18 protein-coding genes are annotated in these 19,680 nt (G+C 69.1%); 9 read left to right on the top strand and 9 right to left on the bottom strand.

Going from position 1 to position 19,680, the window contains the following annotated elements:
• Positions 1 to 15: 15 nt before the first annotated feature.
• Positions 16 to 1,365: a ribosome biogenesis GTPase Der gene (gene der, locus J4O73_RS07410; protein WP_426216048.1), complete on the top strand. Its 1,350-nt coding sequence runs from the start codon at positions 16 to 18 to the stop codon at positions 1,363 to 1,365.
• 127 nt (positions 1,366 to 1,492) lie between these two features.
• On the top strand, positions 1,493 to 1,804 hold the full coding sequence (locus J4O73_RS07405) for a PsiF family protein (RefSeq protein WP_426216046.1): 312 nt from the start codon (positions 1,493 to 1,495) through the stop codon (positions 1,802 to 1,804).
• 150 nt (positions 1,805 to 1,954) lie between these two features.
• Here J4O73_RS07405 and J4O73_RS07400 read toward each other — a convergent pair whose 3' ends face one another.
• Entirely contained in the window at positions 1,955 to 4,735 is a 2,781-nt protein-coding gene (locus J4O73_RS07400) for a PAS domain S-box protein (protein WP_426216044.1), read from the bottom strand.
• 503 nt (positions 4,736 to 5,238) lie between these two features.
• Between J4O73_RS07400 and J4O73_RS07395 the strand changes: the two genes are divergently transcribed.
• From J4O73_RS07395 to J4O73_RS07385, 3 genes are all read left to right on the top strand, one after another.
• Positions 5,239 to 6,303, top strand: a complete 1,065-nt coding sequence (locus J4O73_RS07395) for an HD-GYP domain-containing protein (protein ID WP_426216042.1) — start codon at positions 5,239 to 5,241, stop codon at positions 6,301 to 6,303.
• Complete coding sequence (locus J4O73_RS07390) at positions 6,300 to 6,683, top strand: PilZ domain-containing protein (protein WP_426216040.1); 384 nt, start codon at positions 6,300 to 6,302, stop codon at positions 6,681 to 6,683. Before J4O73_RS07395 ends, J4O73_RS07390 begins: the two co-directional genes overlap by 4 nt.
• Positions 6,684 to 6,852: 169 nt before the next feature.
• Positions 6,853 to 7,218, top strand: coding sequence for a winged helix-turn-helix domain-containing protein (locus J4O73_RS07385; RefSeq protein WP_426216038.1), 366 nt, complete (start codon positions 6,853 to 6,855; stop codon positions 7,216 to 7,218).
• Positions 7,219 to 7,317: 99 nt separating this feature from the next.
• On the opposite strand, the gene J4O73_RS07380 is transcribed toward J4O73_RS07385, so the two are convergent.
• From J4O73_RS07380 to J4O73_RS07355, 6 genes are all read right to left on the bottom strand, one after another.
• Complete coding sequence (locus J4O73_RS07380) at positions 7,318 to 8,436, bottom strand: carboxylate-amine ligase (RefSeq protein WP_426216036.1); 1,119 nt, start codon at positions 8,434 to 8,436, stop codon at positions 7,318 to 7,320.
• Positions 8,433 to 8,843 carry a dihydrofolate reductase gene (locus J4O73_RS07375; RefSeq protein ID WP_426216035.1) on the bottom strand — a complete coding sequence of 137 codons (411 nt, stop codon included), beginning with the start codon at positions 8,841 to 8,843 and terminating at the stop codon, positions 8,433 to 8,435. Before J4O73_RS07375 ends, J4O73_RS07380 begins: the two co-directional genes overlap by 4 nt.
• Before the next feature lie 42 nt (positions 8,844 to 8,885).
• Positions 8,886 to 9,629, bottom strand: a complete 744-nt coding sequence (locus J4O73_RS07370; protein WP_378967948.1) for an SDR family NAD(P)-dependent oxidoreductase — start codon at positions 9,627 to 9,629, stop codon at positions 8,886 to 8,888.
• Positions 9,630 to 9,685: 56 nt separating this feature from the next.
• Entirely contained in the window at positions 9,686 to 11,203 is a 1,518-nt protein-coding gene (gene purF, locus J4O73_RS07365; protein WP_426216032.1) for an amidophosphoribosyltransferase, read from the bottom strand.
• Between the two features lie 157 nt (positions 11,204 to 11,360).
• A complete protein-coding gene (locus J4O73_RS07360; protein WP_426216031.1) occupies positions 11,361 to 11,954 on the bottom strand; it encodes a CvpA family protein in 594 nt (197 codons plus the stop codon).
• Positions 11,955 to 12,101: 147 nt separating this feature from the next.
• Complete coding sequence (locus J4O73_RS07355) at positions 12,102 to 12,845, bottom strand: hypothetical protein (RefSeq protein WP_426216029.1); 744 nt, start codon at positions 12,843 to 12,845, stop codon at positions 12,102 to 12,104.
• Positions 12,846 to 12,978: 133 nt separating this feature from the next.
• On the opposite strand from J4O73_RS07355, the gene alr reads away from it, so the two are divergent.
• Both alr and radA read left to right on the top strand, forming a co-directional pair.
• Positions 12,979 to 14,070, top strand: a complete 1,092-nt coding sequence (gene alr, locus J4O73_RS07350) for an alanine racemase (protein WP_426216027.1) — start codon at positions 12,979 to 12,981, stop codon at positions 14,068 to 14,070.
• A 170-nt stretch (positions 14,071 to 14,240) separates the two neighbouring features.
• Positions 14,241 to 15,671, top strand: coding sequence for a DNA repair protein RadA (gene radA, locus J4O73_RS07345; protein ID WP_426216026.1), 1,431 nt, complete (start codon positions 14,241 to 14,243; stop codon positions 15,669 to 15,671).
• Positions 15,672 to 15,691: 20 nt separating this feature from the next.
• Here the strand turns inward: radA and J4O73_RS07340 are convergent, their stop codons facing one another.
• Positions 15,692 to 15,925 (bottom strand): hypothetical protein, encoded by a 234-nt coding sequence (locus tag J4O73_RS07340; RefSeq protein ID WP_426216024.1) that lies wholly within the window; start codon positions 15,923 to 15,925, stop codon positions 15,692 to 15,694.
• Between the two features lie 302 nt (positions 15,926 to 16,227).
• Between J4O73_RS07340 and J4O73_RS07335 the strand changes: the two genes are divergently transcribed.
• Together J4O73_RS07335 and J4O73_RS07330 are read left to right on the top strand one after the other, a co-directional pair.
• On the top strand, positions 16,228 to 18,063 hold the full coding sequence (locus J4O73_RS07335) for a chloride channel protein (protein ID WP_426216022.1): 1,836 nt from the start codon (positions 16,228 to 16,230) through the stop codon (positions 18,061 to 18,063).
• Between the two features lie 75 nt (positions 18,064 to 18,138).
• Positions 18,139 to 19,212 (top strand): tartrate dehydrogenase, encoded by a 1,074-nt coding sequence (locus tag J4O73_RS07330; protein WP_426216020.1) that lies wholly within the window; start codon positions 18,139 to 18,141, stop codon positions 19,210 to 19,212.
• Between the two features lie 124 nt (positions 19,213 to 19,336).
• Here J4O73_RS07330 and J4O73_RS07325 read toward each other — a convergent pair.
• A partial coding sequence (locus J4O73_RS07325; protein WP_426216018.1) for a transketolase C-terminal domain-containing protein occupies positions 19,337 to 19,680 on the bottom strand: 344 nt, incomplete at its 5' end.

Here is a 19,680-nt window from a genome sequence, read left to right as displayed (position 1 = left end):
GTAGGAACTGACCCGATGGACATGCCGACCGTCGCGATCGTCGGCCGGCCGAATGTCGGCAAGTCGACCCTGTTCAACCGCCTCGTGGGCCGGAAGCTCGCCCTGGTGGACGACCGTCCCGGCGTGACCCGCGACAGGCGCGAGGGCGACGTCGCCTTCGGCGGCCTGCATTTCCGGGTCATCGACACAGCCGGCTTGGAAGAGGCGGACGACGACACCCTCACCGGCCGGATGCGGATGCAGACCGAGGCCGCGATCCTCGCCGCCGACGTGGTGCTGTTCGTCATCGACGCCCGCGCCGGCGTGCTGCCGGCCGACCACTCCTTCGCCGAACTGACCCGCCGGGCGGGCTGCCCGGTCATCCTCATCGCCAACAAAGCCGAGGGCGGGGCCGGCATGAGCGGGGCCTACGAGGCGTTCTCCCTCGGCCTCGGGGATCCGATCCCGTTCTCGGCCGAGCACGGCGAGGGTGTGGGCGAATTGCACACCGCCCTCATGGAGGCCCTGCCGAAGCCCGATTCCGATGAGGATGACGACGAGGACGGCCCCGGCGGCAAGGCCCTGCGCGTCGCCATCGTCGGGCGGCCCAATGCGGGCAAGTCGACGCTGATCAACAACATGCTCGGCGAGGAGCGGCTGCTCGTCGGCCCCGAGGCGGGCATCACCCGCGATTCGATCTCCCTCGACTGGGAGTGGAGGGGCCGCCGGATCAAGCTCCACGACACGGCCGGGATGCGCCGCCGCGCCCGCATCGACGACAAGCTCGAAAAGCTCGCCGTCTCGGACGGCTTGCGTGCCGTGCGCTTCGCCGAGGTGGTGGTGGTGCTCCTCGATGCCACGATCCCGTTCGAGAAGCAGGATCTCACCATCGTCGACCTCGTGGAGAGCGAGGGCCGGGCGCTGGTGATCGGCCTCAACAAGTGGGACCTCGTGGCCGACCAGCCGGGCCTGCTGAAGCAACTGCGCGAGGATTGCACCCGCCTGCTGCCGCAGGTGCGCGGTGTCTCGGTGGTGCCGCTCTCCGGCCTCGCGGGCGAGGGCATCGACAAGCTCATGCAGGCGGTGGTCGGTGCGTCCGAGGTCTGGGACCGCCGCGTCTCGACCTCGCGGATCAACGATTGGCTGGGCGACGCCCTGTCGCGCAATCCGCCCCCGGCCGTGTCGGGCCGCCGGATCAAGATCCGCTACGCCACGCAGGTGAAGAGCCGTCCGCCGCATTTCGCCCTGTTCGGCAACCAGCTCGACGCGCTGCCGAAATCGTACACCCGCTACCTCGTCAACGGTCTGCGTGAGGCGTTCGACCTGCCCGGCACGCCGATCCGCTTGAGCTTGCGCACCTCGCAGAACCCGTTCGACAAGGGCTGAACGCGGCGGGAGCGGCCCGCCGCGTCACGTTTCGTTACCCGACGATACGAAGCCGCCATCGTGCGGATGCGTCGGGGGCGTCTCATGCCGGTCCCGGCCCGCGAGAGGGCCGCTTCAGGAGCCGCGCATGAGATCCTTCCTCCGTTCGTCCCTCGCCCTCGCCCTGCTCGCCGGTCTCTCCGGCGCGGCGCTCGCGCAGGAGACATCGGCTCCCACGCCGCAGGCGGACCAAGCGACATCGGCGCGGGCGCAGTGCAAGGCGCAGATCGACAGCCGCAGCCTGACGGGTCCAGAGCGCAAGGCGGCGATGCGCGATTGCATGAAGCCCCAGCGCGATGCCTGTCGAGAACAGGCCGTGGCCAAGGCGCTGCCCAAGGGCCCGGACCGCAAGGCGTTCATGCACCAGTGCCTGCACGGCGCCGTGGCAGAGACGCACTGAGTTCCACCTGGATCGGGTTTCCGCCTCTTCTTCGTTGGTTCCTGTCGTCCTTGCGAGCGCCAGCGAAGCAATCCAGTCGGCACTGCCTTGTCCGGCAAGGTCGCGCCCTGAATTGCTTCGGCTCCGCGTCGCAATGACGGTGGCGGGCCTTCACCCCTCGATCAGGCTGCGGATGCGCACCGCGAGCGTATCGAGGGAGAAGGGCTTGGTGAGCACCTGCGTACCGGGGGCGAGATGGCCGTGGTTGAGGGCCGCGTTCTCGGCATAGCCGGTGATGAACAGTACCTTGAGGTCCGGGCGGCTCGCGCGGGCGGCATCCACCATCTGCCGTCCGTTCATGCCGCCCGGCAATCCGACATCCGTGACGAGGAGGTCGATCCGCGCCTCCGATTGCAGCAGCTTCAGGCCTGCGGGGCCATCCGCCGCCTCCAGCGCAGCGTAGCCGAGATCGCCCAGAACCTCCGCGACCAGCATCCGCACGGTCGGCTCGTCATCGACCACCAGCACCGTCTCGCCCGCGCGGGCCGGAACCGCTTCGGCAGGCGCGGAGACTTCCTCCGGCTCCTCGGCCTCGCCGAGATGACGCGGCAGGTAGAGGCAGACCATGGTGCCCTGCCCGACCTCGGAGTAGATCCGCGCCTGCCCGCCCGACTGGCGCACGAAGCCGTAGATCATCGACAGCCCGAGCCCAGTCCCCTCACCGAGCGGCTTGGTGGTGAAGAACGGGTCGAACGCCTTGACCTTCACCTCGGGTAGCATGCCGGTGCCGTTGTCCGAGACGCAGAGCGACACGTATTGGCCGGGCGCCACGTCGCGCTCGGCGGCGGCGCGGTGATCGAGCCAGCGGTTGCACGTCTCGATCACGATGCGCCCGCCCTCCGGCATCGCATCGCGGGCGTTGATGCAAAGGTTGAGGAGGGCGTTCTCCAGCTGGCTCGGATCGACCAGGGTCGGCCACAGCCCCCCGGCGGCCACCACCTCGACCGAGACCGAGGGGCCGACCGTGCGGCGGACCAGATCCTCCATCCCCACCACCAGCCGGTTCACGTCTGTGGGCTTGGGATCGAGGGTCTGGCGGCGGGAAAAGGCAAGGAGCCGGTGCGTCAGCGCCGCCGCGCGCTTGGCCGCCCCCTGCGCCGCGCCGATATAGCGCTCGAGGTCGCCGGTACGGCCCTGGAGCAGGCGGGTCTGCATCATTTCCAGGGAGCCGACGATGCCCGCCAGCATGTTGTTGAAGTCGTGGGCGAGCCCACCCGTGAGCTGGCCCACCGCCTCCATCTTCTGCGCCTGCCGCAGGGCCTCTTCCGTGCGTGCCAGGGCCTCGGCCCGTTCGCGCTCGGCGGTGATGTCGCGCCCGACGGCGTTGATCAGTCCCTCGCTCGGCCGCGTCGACCACGCGATCCAGCGGTAGCCCCCGTCGCGGGTCCGGTAGCGGTTGTCGAACCGGGCATGGGATTGGCCACGCGAGAGTTCGGAGGCGGCTTCCAGGGTGCTGTCCAGGTCGTCAGGGTGAACGAGGTCGAAGAGCGGGCGGCCGATCAGTTCGTCCTCGCGCCAGCCCAGCATCTCCGTCCAGGCGGGGTTCACGGCAGTGACGAGGCCCTCGAATGTGCAGCGGAGCATGAGGTCGCGAGAGAGCTGCCACAGGGCGTTGCGGTCGGCGGTCCGCTCAGCCACCAGCCTTTCCAGGGCGACCGCCCGGCGCTTGCCCTCGTCGATATCGACATTGGTGCCGACCCAGCGGGTGATCGCCCCCTCCGCATTGCGGACCGGCTCGGCCCGGACGAGGAACCAGCGGTCCTCGCCGTTGGCCCGGCGCAGGCGCACCTCGCGCTGGTAGACGCTGCCCGTAGCCAGCGCTTGCGCCCAGTCCGCGCTGGTGGCCTCGGCATCGTCGGGATGCGTGATCGCGCGCCACACCTCGCCGCCCGCAAAGCCACCCGGCGCGAGCCCGGCAAAGGCGTACATCTGTGCATTGAACCACGTGACGGTGCCGTCCGGCCGCGCCGACCAGACATGGTTCGGGATCGCTTCCGCGAGGATGCGGAATTGCTCCTCGCTCTCGCGCTGCCGCGACTCGGCACGCTTGCGCTCCGTGATGTCGCGGAACAGCACCGAGACCTGCCGACGGCTCGCGGGTTCGACCCGCGCCGCCGAGACCTCGATATGCCGACCGGCGGCGACGAAGGCCCGTTCGAACCGGATCGGCCTGCCGTTGCGCAGCACCCCGCCATAGAGATCGAGCCAGCCCTCCGCCTCGTCCGGGGCGATCTCGCGCAGGCGCTTGCCGACGATGTCGGGGATGCCCGTGTGCCGCCGGTAGCCGGAATTGGCGACCACGTGGACGTAGTCGCTCAGGGGGCCGTCCGGCCCGTCGATGAACTCGATGATGCAGAAGCCGTCATCGACCGCCTCGAACAGCGCCCGGTAGCGTTGCTCGCTCTCGGCGAGGGCGCCGCGCACGGACCGCTCCTCCGTGACGTCTCGCGCCACCCCCTGGAACCGCACCGGGACGCCTTGCGCGTCGCGTTCGATCTCGCCCTTTCGGGCGATCCAGCGGATCTCGTCCGTGTCGGGGCGGCGGATGCGATATTCGACGTCGCGGGGCGGCTCGCCGCGTCGGCGACTCTCGGCCGTCGAGACGAGGTGGGAATCCTCCGGCAGCACCAGGGCCTCGAATGCCTTGGCCGGGTAGCTCTCGCCCTCGGGCATGCCGTAAAGACGGCAGAAATGCGGAGTCGGGCGCAGGATCTCGTCCTCGATCCCCACGGAGAACAGGCCGATGCCGCCTGCCTCCTGCGCCCGCAGCAGACGGGCCTCGGCGACGCGGAGAGCATCCCCCGCCTCGCCCGCCACCGCACGAAGCCGGGCCGCCTCCGCTTCGAGAGCGTCGGCGCGATGCAGGAGCGTCTCGGGGTTTGGCCTGTCCATGAGGTTATGCTGAAGAAACCCTTGTGCCCGTCCTACACGACAAGCCTTACCGAAACCGGCGCGGTCGAGACGTGTTGTTGCGCAGAACGCGGGACGGCAAAGGTCGTTGCCAACGCTCCCCTTTGCACGGATTTTCGCCTCTGAGTTGTATCTTCGGTCGTTTCATCGCTTTTCCGCCGGGCATTTCCGGGGTGCCTTTGATCCATGTGATTGTTGCACTCCGCGCCCTCGCCCATCGTGCAGGCGTCGGATCCGTCCGACCGGCCCCGCCGACTTTGGCATCCCCCCGTTCATGGTTGGTGGGGCCGCTCCTCGCTTGTTTGGGCGTTTTCCTATCAGGCAAATCTATTTAAAGTTGCATATCTGATAACTGCCTCCTCTCTCACTCTCAGTATTGGGAATTAGAAGTAGAGCTTAGTTAGGATTTCCCGTGCCAATATCTGTCCCGTTCCGGCGAGGGATCGGGAAGATGTTATCCTACGGACGGCGGGGCGGCGGCTTTCATGTCTGAGGTCCTGCTGATCAGCGACGATCTGCGTCATGCCGAACGGCTGGCCCGGGGTCTCGACGATCCGCATTCCTGCCTGATCCACGACCTTTACGACGCGGGCGTTCCGGCCGTGCGTCCTTCGCTCGTCGTCAGCGATGTGAAGGACCTCACTTCGGATGCGTTCTCGCGCCTGCGCCGTTGCATCGACGGCATCCACGGGGCGAACCTGCCGCACATCCTTCTCGTCCATGGCCACGCCGCACGCGCCGAGATGCATGCGAGGCTGATCGGGGCCGAGCCGGTCGCTGCCACCGCCGCGTTGCGCCTCTTGCAGATGCGGATCAAGAGCCAGCCCGCTCCGCCACCCCTGCCCCCCGCCACCGTGGCGGCACGGCGCCATGCGGGCGAGGCCAAGCGATTCCTCGACGAGGTGTTCTTCTCGGACGCGGCGATGACGCCCGACCTCGCCGACACCGGCTCGGAGCTGGTGGCCCAGGCGATTCTCGAAACGGGCATTGCGGACTGGGTCCGGGCGGTGCAGCGATTCGATGACGTGACGCACCAGCACATCCTGCTGGTCGCGGGGCTCTCGGCCGCCTTCGCCTGCAGCCTCGGCTTCAACGCGACCGACCGGCATCACCTCGCCAAGGCGGCTCTGCTGCACGATGTCGGCAAGACGAAGATCCCCGCCGTCATCCTGAACAAGCCCGGTCGGCTCGATCCGGAGGAGCTGAAGGTCATGCGCACCCATGCGGCGCTCGGCCACGCGATGCTCCTCAATTCGGGTTTCGACGCCTCAACCCTGACCGTGGTCCGGTCCCACCATGAAATGCTGGACGGGTCCGGCTATCCGGACGGTCTGCGCGCCGCTGAAATCCCCGACCTCGTGCGCTTGGTGACCATCAGCGACATCTACGCCGCCCTCATCGAGCGGCGGCCCTACAAATCTCCCATGAGCGGCACGGCGGCTCTGGCGATCATCGACGATATGGCGGGCCGGCTCGATCCGGTCCTGGTACGCGCCTTCCGGCCCGTGGCCGACGCCTTCGATACGGCTTCCCTAGGGGCAACGGCATGATGGAAGCCAACGAGGCCGACCTGCTCTTCCGGGACATGCGCAGCGAGGAGCGCAAGGAAACGAACTGGATCGCCAAGATCCGCATGTTCGACGGTCGTGAGATCGCGACATCGGTCAAGGACATCTCGCCCTCCGGCGCCCGGCTCGCCGTGCCCGAAGGGATGGAGTTGCCCGAACGCTTCATGTTCCGGGTCATCGGCCGCGACTTCGTCTGCGCGGTGAAGGTGGCATGGCGGCGCGGCTCCTATGTTGGCGTCAAGATCGAGAAGGTCGGCAAGCTGGAGCCCAAGCCGGTGAAGCCGATCGAGGAGCCGGTCCACGTCGAGGACACGCAGGGCGGCGACGCGATGCGTCGGCGAAGCCGGATCATGCAGGTCTGACGGCACTCATCGAATCCGTCCCCTTCGCGAACGGATCGAGGCCATCCAGGGACGCGCGTCGCTTTTGGACGTGGCCTGCCCCCATGGATGGCTTTTCCGTGGCCGCAAAGGCGGGGGTGGATGCGACATCTCCCATCCGATACGGAGATGCCCGCGTGGAGAGACCCTCATGACCCTGCCGACGTCGCGGAGCGAAGACGACGGCGCGGCTCGGGCGCGGCTCTCGATTCGCATTGATCTCGGCCCCGGCCACCGGATCGGGCCGGGCAAGATCGCTCTCCTCGAAGCCATCGCCGAGCAGGGCTCGATCTCGGGAGCCGGACGCGCGCTCGGCATGTCCTATCGCCGGGCATGGCTTCTGGTGGAAGCGATGAATACCGGCTTCGGAAGACCGGTGGTGGAGGCCCAGACCGGCGGTCGCGCCGGTGGCGGCGCTCGCCTCTCGGCCTTCGGCGCCGACCTCGTCACCCGCTACCGGGCCATCGCGCACGCGGCAGAGGAGGCCGCAGCGCCCTTCCTCGACGGACTGGTCTAGAGCCGTATCCGGCCTGATTGCATCAGGCCAGCGGCTCTCGCTCTTTGTTGTGACGCGCATTCTTGCGACGAACCGGTATCCACTTCGTCGGAATGCGCTCTAGACCACGGCCCCGGCGATCCAATCCACCGCCGCCGCGAGGGCGGCCCGCTCGTCCCGTCCCACGGCGCGGGCCGCGTCGGCAGCGGCGATCTGCCGGTCGGCGCTGGTACCCTCCGCCACGATGGCGCGGGCGCGGGCGACGTCCCGCTCGCAGCCCAGGGCCTGCGCATCCTCGGCGATGAGGTTGAGCACCGAATCGAGGGCCTGCGCGAAGGGCACGGCGTTCCCGAGTGCTTCGTCGATCAGTTCGGCCCGCACCCCGTCGCGTTGGGCGCGCCACAGGTTCTCGGAGGCCAATGCCCGAGAGACGCCGTCGAGTCCGGCATTGAGATCCGGCCGCCGCACGCAGAGCCGGACGAGGCAGCGGAACAAGGCCGCGAGGCACAGGGAATCGTCGAGCCGGGTGCAGGCATCGGCGATGCGCAGTTCCAGCGTCGGGAACTTGATCGAGGGCCGCAGGGACCACCAGAGATAACTCGCATCCGCGATGGCGCCCGCGCGCGTCATGATGGTGACGAGCCGGTCATGGGCGGCGGCATCCGCGAAGAGTTCGGGGAAGCCGGTGCGGGGCATCTCCCCGAAGATGCAGAGCCGGTAGGCCCGCATCCCCGTCGCCTCGCCCTGCCAGAACGGAGAGGAGGCCGAGAGGGCGAGCAGCATCGGCTGGAACGGCAGCAGCCGGTTCATCAGGTCGATCCGCGCATCGGGATCCGGCACCTCGACATGGACATGCATGCCGGAGATCAACGCGCGGCGGGCAGCCATGCCGAGATCGGACAGGATGTCCTGATAGCGCTCGCCGTCCGAAGCGGTCTGGCTCCGGCGCCGGGCCAGGGGCTGCGTGCCGCAGGACAGGAGCATGAGCCCGTGGTTCCGGGCGATGTCCGCGAGCCGGGCGCGCTGGCCACCGAGATTGTCCCGCGCCTCGTCCATCACCGTGAGCGGTGGGGTGCAGACCTCGATCTGCGCCGCGACCAGCTCGCGCCCGGTCTCGGGCAGGCTCTCCTTCGCCTGAGCATGGAAGGCGGCGAGATCACCTTGAGGCGTGTCGCGGGTCTCGGCATCCGCGAGGAAGTATTCCTCTTCGATGCCGAAGCTGTAGGGATGCGTGCTCATGCCGTCCGCAGCGCGCCGCCGACGAGCCAAGCCGGATCGAACCAGCGGTCGGCTTCGCCGTCATAGGGAAGGCGGGTGATGTCCCATTGCTGGATGAACGGCGCGTAGACGTTCCACACGGCGATCCCACCCCCGACGAAGATCCGTCGCCCCGGATAACGGGCCAGAACCGTCTGAGGATCCTCGTGCGAGCGGATCACGTCGATGGTGCGGTCCTTGAAGGCGAATTCCGGCACGGCCTCGATCGTCTTCGGGCCGGCGATGAGGACATGGCCCTGCGTCTCGGCGAAGAACCGCGTCACGTCCTCGATGAAGAGCGGATCGGTGTTGCCCTCCCAGGGCAGCCGCCCATGCAGGCCGAGCTGGCCCCGCTGCCCAATGGCGCACATCGCCCGCACGTCGATCATGGCGCGTCTTCTCCCCTCAGACCGTGGTGGTGTGGTGAACCATCAATCCGGGCGGCGCGGAGTCAGTACCCGGTCCTGGGTGAAATCGTAGATCAGGCCCGTGTCGGTCCAGTCCGGGGAGGCCAGACGCACGAAATGGGGCGCCAGATCCTCCGGCGTGCGGAGCGTCTGCGGATCCTCACCGGGCATGGCCGAGCGGCGCATGCGGGTGCGCAGGGCGCCGGGGCTCACCAGCATGGCGCGGATCGCGGTCGATTCGGTCTCGGCGGCGTAGGTGCGCACCAACGCCTCCAACGCTGCCTTGGTGACCGCGTAAGGTCCCCAGTAGGCCCGGCAGGAATGGGCCGCGCCGGAGGTGACGAAGATCGCCCGGCCTGCATCGGACATCCGCAACAGCGGATCGAGCGAGCGGATCAGCCGCCAGTTGGCGGTGACGTTGATGTCCAGCGCGCTCGCCCAGATCTTCGGGTCGATATGCCCGAGCGGCATCAGCACGCCGAGGATGCCGGCATTGCCGACGAGAATGTCGAGCTTGCCCCAACGTTCGTGGATCGCCCCGCCGAGGCGGTCGATGGCCTCGAAATCCTTGAGGTCGAGGGGGACCAGGGTGGCGCTGCCGCCGATCCGGCGGATCTCGTCGTCCAGTTCCTCGAGGGCTCCCTGGGTACGGGCCACCGCCACGACATGCGCCCCCGCTTCCGCGAGGGCCAGGGCGGCGGCACGGCCGATGCCGCGCGAGGCACCGGTGACGACGGCGACGCGGCCATCGAGGGGCAGATCGGCCATAGGGTCAGCCTTCCGGATTCGGCCTCGATAGGCCTTGCTCGATGAGCCTTGGGCGATCAGTCGGCTTCGGCGAGCATCGCCATCTGGCGGGGGCTGGCGATGGACAGGTCCGTCAGCCCGGTGGGGTAATCGCCGGTGAAGCAGTGATCGGTGTATTGCGGGCAGGTGCCGTTGCGCTCCTCCTCGCCCATCGCCCGGTAGAGGCCCGGGATCGAGAGGAAGGCCAGGGAATCGGCGCCGATATACTGGCGCATCCCTTCGAGGTCGTGGGTGGCGGCCAGCAGCTTCTCCCGCTCCGGCGTGTCGATGCCGTAATAGTCCGGATGGGTGATCGGCGGCGAGGCAATGCGGAAATGCACCTCCGCCGCGCCTGCTTCGCGCATCATGCGCACGATCTTCACCGACGTCGTGCCGCGCACGAGGCTGTCATCCACCAGCACGATGCGCTTGCCCGCGATGGCCGCGCGGTTGGCCGAGTGCTTCATGCGCACGCCGAGCTCGCGCACCGACTGGGTCGGCTGGATGAAGGTGCGCCCGACATAGTGGTTGCGGATGATCCCCATCTCGAAGGGGATGCCGGTTTCCTGCGCATAGCCGAGCGCCGCCGGCACGCCGGAATCCGGCACCGGCACCACCACGTCGGCCTCGGCCCGCGACTCGCGGGCGAGTTCATGGCCGATCGCCTTGCGCACGGCATAGACGCTCTTGCCGTTCACCACCGAATCCGGACGGGCGAAGTAGATGTACTCGAAGATGCAGGGGCGCATCGGCTGCGCGTCGGCGAAGCGGATCGACTCGACGCCCTCCTCCGAGATGACGACGATCTCGCCATTCTCGATGTCGCGGACGTAGCGGGCGCCGATGATGTCGAGAGCGCAGGTCTCTGAGGCGAGCATGTAGCACCCGTCGAGCTCGCCCAGGACGAGCGGACGGATGCCGAGCGGGTCGCGAGCGCCGATGAGCTTCTTGTTGGTCAGCGCCACCAGGGCGTAGGCGCCCTGGATCGCCTGCAGCGCATCGATGAAGCGCTCGATGATGCGGGGCTTCCGCGAGCGGGCAGCGAGGTGGAGGATCACCTCCGTGTCCGAGGTGGATTGGGTGATCGCCCCATCGCGCACGAGGTCGCGACGGATGGAGAGGGCGTTGGTCAGGTTGCCGTTATGGGCCACCGCGAGGCCGCCGCCCGCCAGCTCGGCGAAGAGCGGCTGGACGTTGCGCAGGATGGTGCCGCCCGTGGTGGAGTACCGGACGTGGCCGATGGCCGAGCGGCCCTTCAGGCGCTCGATGGTCGCCGCATCCGAGAACGAATCGCCGACCAGGCCGGGCCGTCGCTCGGAATGGAAGACCTTGCCGTCGAAGGAAACGATACCCGCCGCTTCCTGGCCGCGGTGCTGCAGGGCGTGGAGCCCCAGCGCCACGATGGCCGAGGCGTCCGGGTGGCCGAAGATGCCGAAGATCCCGCATTCCTCGCGCAGGGTGTCTCCGTCGAGGTCAAGATTTGCGAGGTCAAGATTTGCGAGGTCGAAACTCGCGGTATCGAAATGCTCGGACGCGTCGACGGGGGCTCGCGACATGATCGGGCTCGGTCACTTCCTGGGGGCGACGGGCATGAGGCGCGCGCGTCACGCCGCCGTCATGTAACCGCTCTGGCATTCCAGGCCAACGGCGTTGGCCGCAGGGCAGCATTTCCCATCGCCATCCTTGCGGACGAGTCGGGCGCCCCACCCTGTCTTACCGCTTCGGCGCCTCGGTCCGGCGCTGGGTCGCGGTGTCGTCGGCGGGGGCATCGGCCGCCTCGTTCGGCGGGCTGACGGGCTTGGCCTTCTTGAATTGCTTCAGGAAGCCTTCCGGGTTCTCGGGAAGCTGAGCCACCAGGGCGTCGCCGGACTTCTCCAGCATCGGCCGCGAGCGGGCCTGCGCCGCCCAATCCGGCACCTTGCCCTGGACCAGCCACGACAGGAACACCCAGCCGATCACGCAGATCAGGAAGCCCCGCGCAGCGCCGAACAGGAAACCGAGCGAGCGATCGACCGCGCCGATGCGCGAATCGAGCACCACATCCGAGATCTTCACGGTGATGATCGAGACGATGATCAGCGTGACGAGGAAGATTGCCGCGATGGAGCCCACGAGCGCGACCGTGTCGCTGCTGACGTGCTGCTTCACCGTGGGGAGGAGCATCGGAAAGAACGACCACGCGGCTGCCGCTGCGACGACCCAGGCGACGATCGCCAGGACCTCACGCGTCACGCCACGGACGGCCGCCAAGAGCGCGGACACGGCTACGATGCCGAGGACCACGAGATCGAGGACTGTGAACGGCATGGCCTCACTTCAGGAACGCACGGGAAGCGCCGACGAGGCCCGTGCGGCTCTCCCGACCACGACCTCAGTATATCTTGCCGAACCTCGGCCGTCACCCTCACCCCGCCGACGGCGCGCCTTCTGTATCACCGATGCATCAGCGGATGGCTAGAACACGCCCCCGCTGCCCATGCAGGCGCCTGCCATCGTGGTGGCGCAGGGGTCGTTCGCTGCGCTGGCCGGAGCACCGGAGATGCCCGCGCCGCCCCCGCCGCCCGAGGCGGCCGGAAGGGTCTGGCGCGCGGGATCGACCGTGACGCCGGTGGCGATGCCCGCCCCCGATCCGCCGCCTGCGCCTGCGCCGCCGGCACCGAGACCCGTGGTGGGGACGAGGCCCCGCGTCGTCGTCGAGCTGGTGAGGCCGAGGGTGCCGAGGCCGTTCGTGGTGCCCGAGCCCAGCCCGGTCGAGCCGGTAGCCCCGATCCCCGCCGAGGCTGTTCCGGTCGAGAGGCCCAGCCCGCCGCTGCTGCCCAGGGAGGAGGTCCCGAGCCCGCCGGAGAACGAGCCGACATTTCCCGTCGCCCCGATCGACAGGCCTGTGCCTGCGGGCGTCGGGAGCCGCCCGAGGGAGACGCCGGCGCCGAAGCTCAGGCCACCGGCATTGAGGATGCTGCCGGTCTGCGACGAGATGCTCGGAAACGCACCGGAGGCGCTGCTGCCGAGGCTCAAGCCGCCGGGATTGGAAATGGCCCGCTGCGGGACGGCTGAGGCCTGCTGATTCGTGAAGCCCGGCGCGGTGGGGGCGACGCTGACCGACCCGATGGCCGATCCGGAGGGGCCCAGCGGCGTGGTCTGCGCCAGCGCCGTGCCCGTCCAGGGCAGCAGCGCCGCGATGGCGAGAGCGATGCGCATGGCGGGCATCCTGTGGCGCGTTCTTGATAAGAGGGACCTACGCGGAAGTCGGAGGCGGAAGCGGGAGTTCCCTCGTTGCCGAGCGGTGGGGTGTGGCCCTACGTCCGGGATGTCGGTCTTGGGAGGAAAAGGCGTGGCGGGGTCGCAGCGGAGGGGAAGCGAGGTGCATGGCGGTCGACTGACGGTCGATCTCTGCGCGCTCGCCGCCAACTGGCGCCGCCTCGCCGACGCCGCGCGGGGCGCCGAATGCGGCGCCGTGATCAAGGCCGACGCCTACGGCACGGGCATCGGCCGCGCGGGCCCTGCCCTGCGGGCCGCCGGGTGTCGCACCTTCTTCGTCGCCCATCTCTCGGAAGGCCTGACCGCCCGCGCCGTGCTGCCGCAGGCCCGGATCTACGTGCTGAACGGCCTGCCGCCGGGCTCCGCGCCCGACTTCGCGGAAGCCGACCTGCGCCCGGTCCTCGGGAGCCTGGACGAAGTGTCGGACTGGGCGGCCTTCTCGCGAGGGCGCCATGCCGCCGCCCTCCATGTCGATACCGGCATGAACCGGCTCGGCTTGTCCGTGCCGGAAGCCCTCGCGCTGACGGGCGATTCGCGCCTCGACGGTGCGGGGATCGATCTCGTGATGAGCCACTTCGTCAGCGCCGAGCAGCCCGCCGATCCCGTGAACGCCCGCCAGATCGCGGATTTCGCGCGGGTGCGGGAGGCGCTGCCCACGCTGAAGGGCTCGCTCGCCAATTCCTCGGGCATCTTCCTCGACGGCGCCGGGCACGATCTGGTGCGGCCGGGCTATGCCCTGTTCGGTGGCAACCCGACGCCGGGGACGGAGAACCCCATGCGGCCGGTCGTGCGGCTGGAAGCGACCATCGTGCAGATGCGGCAGGTCGAGAAGGGGATGAGCGTCGGCTATAATGGTCGCTGGACCGCCCCCGGCCCGCGCCGCCTCGCGACCCTGTCGCTGGGCTACGCGGACGGCCTGCCCCGCGCCATCAGCGGGCGGGGCCATGCCCTCGTTGGCGGGGTGGCCTGCCCGATCCTGGGCCTCGTCTCCATGGACCTCATCATCCTCGACGTGACGGACGCCCCCGAAGCCAGACGGGGCGCCAGCGCGGTGCTGATCGGCGACGGCCTCGACATCGACACCGTGGGCCGCTCGGCCGGTACCATCGGCTACGAGATCCTGACGAGCCTTGGTTCTCGTTATGTTCGTGACTATGATGGGTAGGAGGGCGTATCCCCTCCGCCTCATCCTGTGGTGTCGCCGCAAAGCGGTGGCCTCGAAGGAGACCTCCAGCCGACCGCGCGATCCCTGGAGTTCTCCTTCGAGGCCGCTTCGTGGCACCTCAGGATGAGGGCAGCGGATGGGAAGAGGCAGGCGGAAGAAACCCGAAGACAATGGCCAAGATCCACCAGACCTTCGTCTGCCAGTCCTGCGGGGCGGTCTACAACCGCTGGCGCGGGCGCTGCGAGGCCTGCGACGGATGGAACACGATCCAGGAGGAGACGGCGGGCGGCCCCGGCCAGTCGGGCCCCGCCGCCACGAGGCCGAGCCGGTCCCGCGGCCGGGTCTTTCCCCTGGAAGGCCTGACCGGCGAGGCCAAGGAGGCGCCACGCACGGCGAGCGGCATCGGCGAGCTCGACCGGGTGACCGGCGGCGGCTTCGTCCGCGGCTCGGTCATCCTGCTCGGCGGTGATCCCGGCATCGGCAAATCGACCCTGCTGATGCAGGCCGCTGCCGCCATGGCCAAGCAAGGGGCGGGCGTCGCCTACATCTCAGGCGAGGAGGCGGTGGGGCAGGTGCGCCTGCGGGCCGAACGCCTCGGCCTCGCCCAGGCCAACGTGCAGCTGGCGGCGCAGACCAATGTCGAGGACATCGTCGAGACCCTGAGCCAGGGGAAGCCCCCGGCGCTGGCGGTGATCGATTCGATTCAGACCATGTGGACCGAGACCGTCGAATCGGCTCCCGGCACGGTTACGCAGGTGCGCTCCTCCGCCCAGGCGCTGATCCGCTTCGCCAAGACTACCGGCACGGCGGTGATCCTCGTCGGCCACGTCACCAAGGACGGGCAGATCGCGGGCCCCCGCGTCGTGGAGCACATGGTCGATGCGGTCGCCTCCTTCGAGGGCGACCAGGGGCATCATTTCCGCATTCTGCGCGCGGTGAAGAATCGCTTCGGACCCACCGACGAGATCGGCGTGTTCGAGATGACGGATGCCGGTCTCTCGGAGGTGCCGAACCCCTCCGCGCTGTTCCTCGCGGGCCGCGACCAGCAGGCGGCGGGCACGGCCGTCTTCGCGGGCATGGAGGGCACGCGGCCGCTGCTGGTGGAGATCCAGGCGCTCGTTGCTCCCTCCTCGCTCGGCATGCCCCGGCGAGCGGTGGTGGGCTGGGATCCGAACCGCCTGTCCATGGTGCTCGCGGTGCTCGAAGCCCATGCGGGCATCCGGCTGGGCTCGCACGATGTCTACCTCAACGTCGCGGGTGGTCTGCGGGTGGTGGAGCCTGCCGCCGACCTCGCGGTGGCCGCAGCACTGGTCTCGTCTCTCTCCGGCGCGGTGCTCCCGGCCGAGACGGTCTATTTCGGCGAGATCGGCCTGTCGGGGGCGATCCGCCCGGTCGCCCAGGCGGGCGCACGGCTGAAGGAGGCGCAGAAGCTCGGCTTCGCCAAGGCCCTCATCCCGCAAGGGCGGGGCGAGGGCGAGAAGGTGCTGTCCGTCGAGACGCTCCGCCACATCGCCGACCTCGTGGCCGGGATCGGCGCAGGCTCCGCCCGCAAGGGTGGGCGCGGAAGAGCACCCGCCCGCGAGTACGAGGACGAGTACTGACGTCCCCGTCTCACGCGCCGTCAGGCGACGTAGGGTGTGTGCTTGTCGCCGCCCGTGAGGTGGGTTCCGTCGTTGTGGCCGGAATTGGCCGCGTTGGTCTCGCTGCGCTGGTCGCGCGGCGGATCCGGGAACTGGGTAAGCGGACGCCAGGGTGTCGAGGGCGCCCCCATCCGCAGGGCGCTCGGCAGGCGGAACAGCCAGACCGCCAGCACCATCCACGGAACGACGAAGAACACGAAAGCGGCCAGACCCATTGCGATCCCCTGTGAAGTCCCCTCCACGCGTTAAATGCGGCCCTGGTTGTGCCGGATCCAGTCCCAAACGAGATAAGCTGGCACCGGAAGCATAATTGCGAAGAAGATCCAGTCGAACATCTGTGGCATGGGGGGCTCCTCGGCCTCGCAGGAGAGATACTGGGTCAAGTGCCTCACCCCTCCGCCCAGCTTCCCGATTGGTCCCACGCGGTGGACGCCCGGCCCCCGGCCTGCGTAAGAACCCAGGGGTGAGCGCGCGACAGCCCTCCCCCGGAACGACGGCCGAACCGGAGGCCGGCTCCATGGCCGCAAGGACCCGCGGGACGCGGGTGCATGGTCCCTTGGTCCAAGCACCGGGACGGCTGCGTGCCTTCGTCCGGCGCAGCGAGGGCGGCCTCATCCTGCTTGCGACCTTCGTCGGCGCCGTCTCGGGCCTCGCGGTCTCGGGGATGACGCTGCTCACGCAGACCCTGCGCGAGGTCCTCTACCGGCTTCCGGCCGGAAGCCGCCTGAGCGCCATGGGCGCGGTGGATCCCCTCCTGCTCCTCGTCGGCCCCTGCCTCGGCGGCATCACCCTGGGGCTCCTGATCCTGCTGGCCAACTACGTGCGCGGCCCGCGCAAGCGCCCGGCCATCGATCCGATCGAGGCCAACGCCCTGCACGGGGGGCGGATGTCGTTGCGCGACAGCCTCTATCTCGGCCTGCAGAACATCATCTCGAACGGGAGCGGCGCCTCGGTCGGGCTGGAGGCGGGCTACACGCAGATCTGCTCCGGCGTCGCCTCGCGGCTCGGCATCGCCTTCGAGGTGAGGCGCGGGGATCTGCGGACGTTGGTCGGCTGCGGCGCGGCGGCCGCCATCGCGGCGGCTTTCGGCGCGCCGCTCACGGGGGCGTTCTACGCCTTCGAGCTGATCATCGGCTTCTATTCCATCGCCATGCTGACGCCGGTCGTCGTAGCGGCCCTATGCGGCAGCCTGATCTCGCAGGCGATCCTCGGCACGCAGCCCCTCGTCGCCTTCGACAACATGCAGGCGGTGACGACCTCGCACGTCACCAGCCTGGAGATCGTTCCAAGCCTGATCCTCGGCCTGTTCTGCGCCCTGCTCGGCATCGCGGTGATGCGCGGCGTCACCCTCGTGGAGCAGGTGGTGCAGGCTTCGGGCCTGCCCCGCGTCGCCGGGCCGATGGTCGGCGGCCTCTGCGTCGGGGCGCTGGCGCTGGCGGGCACGCCGCAGGTTCTCTCGGGCGGGCATGGCGCCCTGCACATGCACTTCGCCGAGGGAGCGGAGGGTTATACCGGCCTCGCTCTCGCCGGGCTGTTTGCGGCCAAGGCCATCGCCTCGGCCATCTCCATCGGCTCCGGCTTCCGCGGCGGCCTGTTCTTCGCCTCGCTGTTCCTGGGCGCCATCGCGGGGAAGTTCTTTGCCGTCGCCGCGCCGCTCCTCGTGCCCGGCATGGCCGCCTTCGGCCTGACGCCCCTGGCCTACGCGGTGATCGGCATGAGCGCGTTGGCCGTCGCGGTGATCGGCGGACCGCTCACCATGACCTTCCTGGCCCTGGAGGCGACGGGGAGCCTACCGATCACCGGCCTCGTGCTCGCGGCGGTGATCGCTTCCTCGCTGACGGTGCGGAAGACCTTCGGCTATTCCTTCGCCACCTGGCGCTTCCACCTGCGCGGCGAGAGCATCCGCAGCGCCCACGATATCGGCTGGATCCGCTCGCTCACGGTCGGGCGTCTGATGCGGCGGGACGTGCGGGCCGTTCCCCTCGACACGCCGCTCCCGACCTTCCTGCGCGCCCATCCCCTCGGCTCGCCCTCGCGGGTGGTGGTGGTGGACGGGAAGGATCGCTACGCCGGCATCGTCTCGGTGCCGGAGGCCCACGCCCTCGCCCGCGAGGCGGCGTCCGGCGACCAGCCCGCCCTGGCCGACCTCCTGCGCTTCACCGACGCCTTCCTGACGCCGGAGATGAACGCCAAGGAGGCGGCCGCCGCCTTCGACCGGACGGAGAGCGAGGCGCTCGCCGTGCTCGATACCTCGCGCCTCGTGCTGGGTCTCCTCACCGAGAGCCACACCCTTAAGCGCTACAGCGAGGAACTCGACCGCCAGCGCCGGGCGATGGTGGGCGAATCGGTCTGAGCGTCAGGCCGGTGGATTGACCCGGTGGCCCTCGTCGTCACCTTGGGCCGCAGACGAGAACAGGCGGAGGAAACCATGACAGAGCGCAGCTACCGCATCGCGGTGATCCCCGGTGACGGTATCGGCAAGGAGGTCGTGCCCGAGGGCGTGCGCGTGCTGGAAAAGGCCGCCAAGCGCCACGGCTTCGCGCTGACGCTCGATTGGTTCGATTTCGCGAGCTGCGACTATTACGAGAAGCACGGCCGGATGATGCCGGAGGACTGGAAGGCGCAGATCTCCGGCCACGACGCGATCTATTTCGGCGCCGTCGGCATGCCCGACCGGGTGCCCGACCACATCTCCCTGTGGGGCTCGCTGATCCTGTTCCGGCGGGAATTCGACCAATATGCCAACCTGCGCCCGGTGCGGCTGATGCCGGGCGTGAAGTGTCCGCTGGCCGACCGGAAGCCCGGCGACATCGATTTCTGGGTGGTCCGCGAGAACACGGAAGGCGAATACTCGAACGCGGGGGGGCGGATGTTCGCGGGCACGGATCGCGAATTCGCGATGCAGGAGACGATCATGACGCGCCACGGCGTCGACCGGATCCTGAAATTCGCCTTCGAACTGGCCCAGACCCGGCCGCGCAAGCACCTGACCTCGGCCACGAAGTCCAACGGCATCTCGATCACCATGCCGTACTGGGACGAGCGGGTGCGGGAGATGGCCAAGTCCTATCCCGGCGTCACCTGGGACCAGTACCACATCGACATCCTCACCGCGCATTTCGTGCTGAACCCGGACCGGTTCGACGTGGTCGTCGCCTCGAACCTGTTCGGGGACATCCTGTCCGACCTCGGCCCCGCCTGCACCGGCACGATCGGCATCGCGCCCTCGGGCAACATCAACCCGGAGCGGGTGCATCCATCGGTCTTCGAGCCGGTCCATGGCTCGGCCCCCGACATCGCGGGCCAGGGCATCGCCAACCCGATCGGCCAGATCTGGTCCGGGGCGATGATGCTGGAGCATCTCGGCGAGCGCGAGGCCGCGGCCGAGATCGTCACCGGCATCGAGCGTGTCCTCGCCGAGCGGACTTTGCGCACCCGCGACCTCGGCGGCAACGCCGACACGCAGGCCTGCGGCAAGGCGGTGGAGGAGGCGCTGGGCTGAGGGGCCTCCCTTCAGCCCACACCGTCATTCCGAGCGTCAACGAAGTCATCCAGGGAATCGGGTCCTCCGGAGAAGGCCCGCTGCCCTGGATTGCTTCGCCTGCGGCTCGCAATGACGGAGCTGGTTACCGTGGCCTACGGCGGACGCTGACCACGTTGTCGGCGATATCGGCCTTCCCGGCCTTGTCGGAGGGCAGGGTATCGGTGACGACCTTGGCGATGCTGTTGGCGTCGAGGCCGGCCTCGGCGTACATCTTCTCCGGGCTGTCGTGGTCCTGGTACAGGTCCGGCAGCGTCATCGTCCGTACCCTCACCCGGCCCGCATCCAGCGCGCCGCGCTCGGCCAGCAGGTGCAGCACCATCGCCCCGAACCCGCCGCGCGAGCCCTCTTCCACCGTCACCAGAACCTCGTGCTTCGACGCGAGGTCGAGGATCAGCGCCTCGTCCAGCGGCTTGGCGAAGCGCGCAT

The sequence above is a fragment of the Methylobacterium sp. NFXW15 genome (assembly GCF_049887755.1).
Taxonomy (GTDB): domain Bacteria; phylum Pseudomonadota; class Alphaproteobacteria; order Rhizobiales; family Beijerinckiaceae; genus Methylobacterium.
This window is presented reverse-complemented; position numbering and strand designations above follow the sequence as displayed.

What these genes read in the sequence shown, in the direction of transcription:
- der (WP_426216048.1), top strand. Translation starts at nt 16, where the DNA reads ATGGACATGCCGACCGTCGCGATCGTCGGCCGGCCGAATGTCGGCAAG.
- J4O73_RS07405 (WP_426216046.1), top strand. Translation starts at nt 1,493, where the DNA reads ATGAGATCCTTCCTCCGTTCGTCCCTCGCCCTCGCCCTGCTCGCCGGT.
- J4O73_RS07400 (WP_426216044.1), bottom strand. Translation starts at nt 4,735, where the DNA reads ATGGACAGGCCAAACCCCGAGACGCTCCTGCATCGCGCCGACGCTCTC.
- J4O73_RS07395 (WP_426216042.1), top strand. Translation starts at nt 5,239, where the DNA reads ATGTCTGAGGTCCTGCTGATCAGCGACGATCTGCGTCATGCCGAACGG.
- J4O73_RS07390 (WP_426216040.1), top strand. Translation starts at nt 6,300, where the DNA reads ATGATGGAAGCCAACGAGGCCGACCTGCTCTTCCGGGACATGCGCAGC.
- J4O73_RS07385 (WP_426216038.1), top strand. Translation starts at nt 6,853, where the DNA reads ATGACCCTGCCGACGTCGCGGAGCGAAGACGACGGCGCGGCTCGGGCG.
- J4O73_RS07380 (WP_426216036.1), bottom strand. Translation starts at nt 8,436, where the DNA reads ATGAGCACGCATCCCTACAGCTTCGGCATCGAAGAGGAATACTTCCTC.
- J4O73_RS07375 (WP_426216035.1), bottom strand. Translation starts at nt 8,843, where the DNA reads ATGATCGACGTGCGGGCGATGTGCGCCATTGGGCAGCGGGGCCAGCTC.
- J4O73_RS07370 (WP_378967948.1), bottom strand. Translation starts at nt 9,629, where the DNA reads ATGGCCGATCTGCCCCTCGATGGCCGCGTCGCCGTCGTCACCGGTGCC.
- purF (WP_426216032.1), bottom strand. Translation starts at nt 11,203, where the DNA reads ATGTCGCGAGCCCCCGTCGACGCGTCCGAGCATTTCGATACCGCGAGT.
- J4O73_RS07360 (WP_426216031.1), bottom strand. Translation starts at nt 11,954, where the DNA reads ATGCCGTTCACAGTCCTCGATCTCGTGGTCCTCGGCATCGTAGCCGTG.
- J4O73_RS07355 (WP_426216029.1), bottom strand. Translation starts at nt 12,845, where the DNA reads ATGCGCATCGCTCTCGCCATCGCGGCGCTGCTGCCCTGGACGGGCACG.
- radA (WP_426216026.1), top strand. Translation starts at nt 14,241, where the DNA reads ATGGCCAAGATCCACCAGACCTTCGTCTGCCAGTCCTGCGGGGCGGTC.
- J4O73_RS07340 (WP_426216024.1), bottom strand. Translation starts at nt 15,925, where the DNA reads ATGGGTCTGGCCGCTTTCGTGTTCTTCGTCGTTCCGTGGATGGTGCTG.
- J4O73_RS07335 (WP_426216022.1), top strand. Translation starts at nt 16,228, where the DNA reads ATGGCCGCAAGGACCCGCGGGACGCGGGTGCATGGTCCCTTGGTCCAA.
- J4O73_RS07330 (WP_426216020.1), top strand. Translation starts at nt 18,139, where the DNA reads ATGACAGAGCGCAGCTACCGCATCGCGGTGATCCCCGGTGACGGTATC.